General features: G+C 49.3%; 1 tRNA gene and 3 rRNA genes. All 4 read right to left on the bottom strand.

What is annotated here, in order from left to right:
• A 5S ribosomal RNA gene (gene rrf / locus JOC28_RS10280) occupies positions 1-116 on the bottom strand.
• A gap of 84 nt (positions 117-200) precedes the next feature.
• Positions 201-3,098: ribosomal RNA gene (locus tag JOC28_RS10285) — 23S ribosomal RNA — on the bottom strand.
• 153 nt (positions 3,099-3,251) lie between these two features.
• Positions 3,252-3,324, bottom strand: a tRNA-Ala gene (locus tag JOC28_RS10290).
• Between the two features lie 52 nt (positions 3,325-3,376).
• Positions 3,377-4,925: ribosomal RNA gene (locus tag JOC28_RS10295) — 16S ribosomal RNA — on the bottom strand.
• The 16S, 23S and 5S rRNA genes sit together here with 1 tRNA gene alongside, the layout of an rRNA operon.
• Positions 4,926-5,039 lie beyond the last annotated feature (114 nt).

The following is a 5,039-nucleotide window of genomic DNA, read 5'->3' on the forward strand; positions in this document are numbered from 1 at the left end:
GCTAAGCGACTTCCATATCTAACAGGGGGCAACCCCCAACTACATCAGGCGTTCTAGGTCTTAACTTCTGTGTTCGGCATGGGAACAGGTGTATCTCCTAGGCTATCGTCACTTAACTATTGAGTATTATCAACTCAAAATTGAATATCTATATTCTAACAAGAAACCTCTACGCTGTCAATATCTTGACTGGTTTCATTTTGGATAAGTCCTCGAGCTATTAGTATTAGTCCGCTACATGTGTCACCACACTTCCACTTCTAACCTATCAACCTGATCATCTCTCAGGGCTCTTACTGATATAAAATCATGGGAAATCTCATCTTGAGGTGGGCTTCGCACTTAGATGCTTTCAGCGCTTATCCCTTCCCTACATAGCTACCCAGCGATGCCTTTGGCAAGACAACTGGTACACCAGCGGTAAGTCCACTCTGGTCCTCTCGTACTAGGAGCAGATCCTCTCAAATTTCCTACGCCCGCGACGGATAGGGACCGAACTGTCTCACGACGTTCTGAACCCAGCTCGCGTGCCGCTTTAATGGGCGAACAGCCCAACCCTTGGGACCGACTACAGCCCCAGGATGCGACGAGCCGACATCGAGGTGCCAAACCTCCCCGTCGATGTGAACTCTTGGGGGAGATAAGCCTGTTATCCCCAGGGTAGCTTTTATCCGTTGAGCGATGGCCCTTCCATGCGGAACCACCGGATCACTAAGCCCGACTTTCGTCCCTGCTCGAGTTGTAGCTCTCGCAGTCAAGCTCCCTTATACCTTTACACTCTGCGAATGATTTCCAACCATTCTGAGGGAACCTTTGGGCGCCTCCGTTACCTTTTAGGAGGCGACCGCCCCAGTCAAACTGCCCGTCAGACACTGTCTCCGATAGGGATAACCTATCTAGGTTAGAGTAGCCATAACACAAGGGTAGTATCCCAACAACGCCTCCATCGAAACTGGCGTCCCGATCTCATAGGCTCCTACCTATCCTGTACATGTGGTACAGATACTCAATATCAAACTGCAGTAAAGCTCCATGGGGTCTTTCCGTCCTGTCGCGGGTAACCTGCATCTTCACAGGTACTAAAATTTCACCGAGTCTCTCGTTGAGACAGTGCCCAAATCATTACGCCTTTCGTGCGGGTCGGAACTTACCCGACAAGGAATTTCGCTACCTTAGGACCGTTATAGTTACGGCCGCCGTTTACTGGGGCTTCAATTCACACCTTCGCTAATGCTAAGCGCTCCTCTTAACCTTCCAGCACCGGGCAGGCGTCACCCCCTATACATCATCTTACGATTTAGCAGAGAGCTGTGTTTTTGATAAACAGTTGCTTGGGCCTATTCACTGCGGCTGACTTAAAGTCAGCACCCCTTCTCCCGAAGTTACGGGGTCATTTTGCCGAGTTCCTTAACGAGAGTTCTCTCGCTCACCTGAGGCTACTCGCCTCGACTACCTGTGTCGGTTTGCGGTACGGGTAGAGTATAATTAACGCTAGAAGCTTTTCTTGGCAGTGTGACATCACTAACTTCCTACTAAAATTTCGTTCCCCATCACAGCTCAATGTTATAGATACAAGCATTTGACTCATATCACACCTCACTGCTTGGCCAGACACTTCCAATCGTCTGGTTTAGTTAGCCTACTGCGTCCCTCCATCACTATATACTCTAGTACAGGAATATCAACCTGTTGTCCATCGGATACACCTTTCGGTCTCTCCTTAGGTCCCGACTAACCCAGGGCGGACGAGCCTTCCCCTGGAAACCTTAGTCTTACGGTGGACAGGATTCTCACCTGTCTTTCGCTACTCATACCGGCATTCTCACTTCTATGCGTTCCAGCGCTCCTCACGGTACACCTTCATCACCCATAGAACGCTCTCCTACCATCCCCTAAGGGATCCACAGCTTCGGTAATATGTTTTAGCCCCGGTACATTTTCGGCGCAGGGTCACTCGACTAGTGAGCTATTACGCACTCTTTGAATGAATAGCTGCTTCTAAGCTAACATCCTAGTTGTCTGTGCAACCCCACATCCTTTTCCACTTAACATATATTTTGGGACCTTAGCTGGTGGTCTGGGCTGTTTCCCTTTCGACTACGGATCTTAGCACTCGCAGTCTGACTGCCGATTATATCTCGTTGGCATTCGGAGTTTATCTGAGATTGGTAATCCGGGATGGACCCCTCACCCAAACAGTGCTCTACCTCCAAGAGACTTAACATCGACGCTAGCCCTAAAGCTATTTCGGAGAGAACCAGCTATCTCCAAGTTCGTTTGGAATTTCTCCGCTACCCACAAGTCATCCAAGCACTTTTCAACGTGCCCTGGTTCGGACCTCCAGTGCGTCTTACCGCACCTTCATCCTGCTCATGGGTAGGTCACATGGTTTCGGGTCTACGACATAATACTAATTCGCCCTATTAAGACTCGGTTTCCCTACGGCTCCGTCTCTTCAACTTAACCTCGCATCATATCGTAACTCGCCGGTTCATTCTACAAAAGGCACGCTCTCACCCATTAACGGGCTCGAACTTGTTGTAGGCACACGGTTTCAGGTTCTATTTCACTCCCCTCCCGGGGTGCTTTTCACCTTTCCCTCACGGTACTGGTTCACTATCGGTCACTAGAGAGTATTTAGGGTTGGGAGATGGTCCTCCCAGCTTCCGACGAGATTTCTCGTGTCTCGCCGTACTCAGGATACTGCTAGGTATAAAGACTATTTCAGATACGAGGCTATTACTCTCTTTGGCTTACCTTCCCAGGTAATTCTCCTATAATCTTTAAGTCCACGTTGCAGTCCTACAACCCCGAAGAGTAAACTCTTCGGTTTGCCCTCTTGCCGTTTCGCTCGCCGCTACTAAGGCAATCGCTTTTGCTTTCTCTTCCTGCAGCTACTTAGATGTTTCAGTTCACTGCGTCTTCCTTCTCATAACCTTAACAGTTATGGATGACAGCCATTAGCTGCCGGGTTCCCCCATTCGGACATCTCTGGATCAAAGTTTACTTACAACTCCCCAAAGCATTTCGTCGTTAGTCACGTCCTTCATCGGCTTCTAGTGCCAAGGCATCCACCGTGCGCCCTTATTAACTTAACCTTATTAACCTAGTTTTTTTAAACTAGAAAACTCATTAAATATTCACAGCGTTTTCGGTTTATTTTCTTGTTACTATTCTCAATCATTTCTGATTGTGGAATTTGATATAGATATTCAATTTTCAATGGACAATACTTGAATCTTTCGATTCAATGGAGCCTAGCGGGATCGAACCGCTGACCTCCTGCGTGCAAAGCAGGCGCTCTCCCAGCTGAGCTAAGGCCCCACAAGACCTCTCAAAACTAAACAAGATTCCAGTGCATTCCGTTTTTCCTTAGAAAGGAGGTGATCCAGCCGCACCTTCCGATACGGCTACCTTGTTACGACTTCACCCCAATCATCTATCCCACCTTAGGCGGCTGGCTCCTAAAAGGTTACCTCACCGACTTCGGGTGTTACAAACTCTCGTGGTGTGACGGGCGGTGTGTACAAGGCCCGGGAACGTATTCACCGCGGCGTGCTGATCCGCGATTACTAGCGATTCCGACTTCATGTAGGCGAGTTGCAGCCTACAATCCGAACTGAGATTGGCTTTAAGAGATTAGCTTGCCGTCACCGGCTTGCGACTCGTTGTACCAACCATTGTAGCACGTGTGTAGCCCAGGTCATAAGGGGCATGATGATTTGACGTCATCCCCACCTTCCTCCGGTTTATTACCGGCAGTCTCGCTAGAGTGCCCAACTTAATGATGGCAACTAACAATAGGGGTTGCGCTCGTTGCGGGACTTAACCCAACATCTCACGACACGAGCTGACGACAACCATGCACCACCTGTCACCGATGTTCCGAAGAAACTTCCTATCTCTAGGAATAGCATCGGGATGTCAAGACCTGGTAAGGTTCTTCGCGTTGCTTCGAATTAAACCACATGCTCCACCGCTTGTGCGGGCCCCCGTCAATTCCTTTGAGTTTCAACCTTGCGGTCGTACTCCCCAGGCGGAGTGCTTAATGCGTTAGCTGCGGCACTGAATCCCGGAAAGGACCCAACACCTAGCACTCATCGTTTACGGCGTGGACTACCAGGGTATCTAATCCTGTTCGCTCCCCACGCTTTCGAGCCTCAGCGTCAGTTACAGACCAGAGAGCCGCTTTCGCCACCGGTGTTCCTCCATATATCTACGCATTTCACCGCTACACATGGAATTCCACTCTCCCCTTCTGCACTCAAGTTTGACAGTTTCCAAAGCGAACAATGGTTGAGCCACTGCCTTTAACTTCAGACTTATCAAACCGCCTGCGCTCGCTTTACGCCCAATAAATCCGGACAACGCTCGGGACCTACGTATTACCGCGGCTGCTGGCACGTAGTTAGCCGTCCCTTTCTGGTTAGTTACCGTCACTTGATGAACTTTCCACTCTCATCAACGTTCTTCTCTAACAACAGAGCTTTACGATCCGAAAACCTTCTTCACTCACGCGGCGTTGCTCGGTCAGGGTTGCCCCCATTGCCGAAGATTCCCTACTGCTGCCTCCCGTAGGAGTCTGGGCCGTGTCTCAGTCCCAGTGTGGCCGATCACCCTCTCAGGTCGGCTATGTATCGTCGCCTTGGTGAGCCGTTACCTCACCAACTAGCTAATACAACGCAGGTCCATCTTGTAGTGGAGCAGTTGCCCCTTTCAAGTTAATAACATGAGTTATCAACTGTTATGCGGTATTAGCTATCGTTTCCAATAGTTATCCCCCGCTACAAGGTAGGTTACCTACGCGTTACTCACCCGTTCGCAACTCTTCCTTCCAGTACAAGTACCGGAATTCAGCGTTCTACTTGCATGTATTAGGCACGCCGCCAGCGTTCGTCCTGAGCCAGGATCAAACTCTCATTAAAAAGTTTGAGCTTTCACTCATTCTCGTCGTCTGACGATTTATTCTTGTAAATTGACAGGTTATAATTTCTATCATAACCCTGCACTTGGTTTCTTGTTCAGTTTTCAAAGGTCTT

The organism is Streptococcus loxodontisalivarius (assembly GCF_016908645.1).
GTDB classification, from domain to species: Bacteria; Bacillota; Bacilli; order Lactobacillales; family Streptococcaceae; genus Streptococcus; species Streptococcus loxodontisalivarius.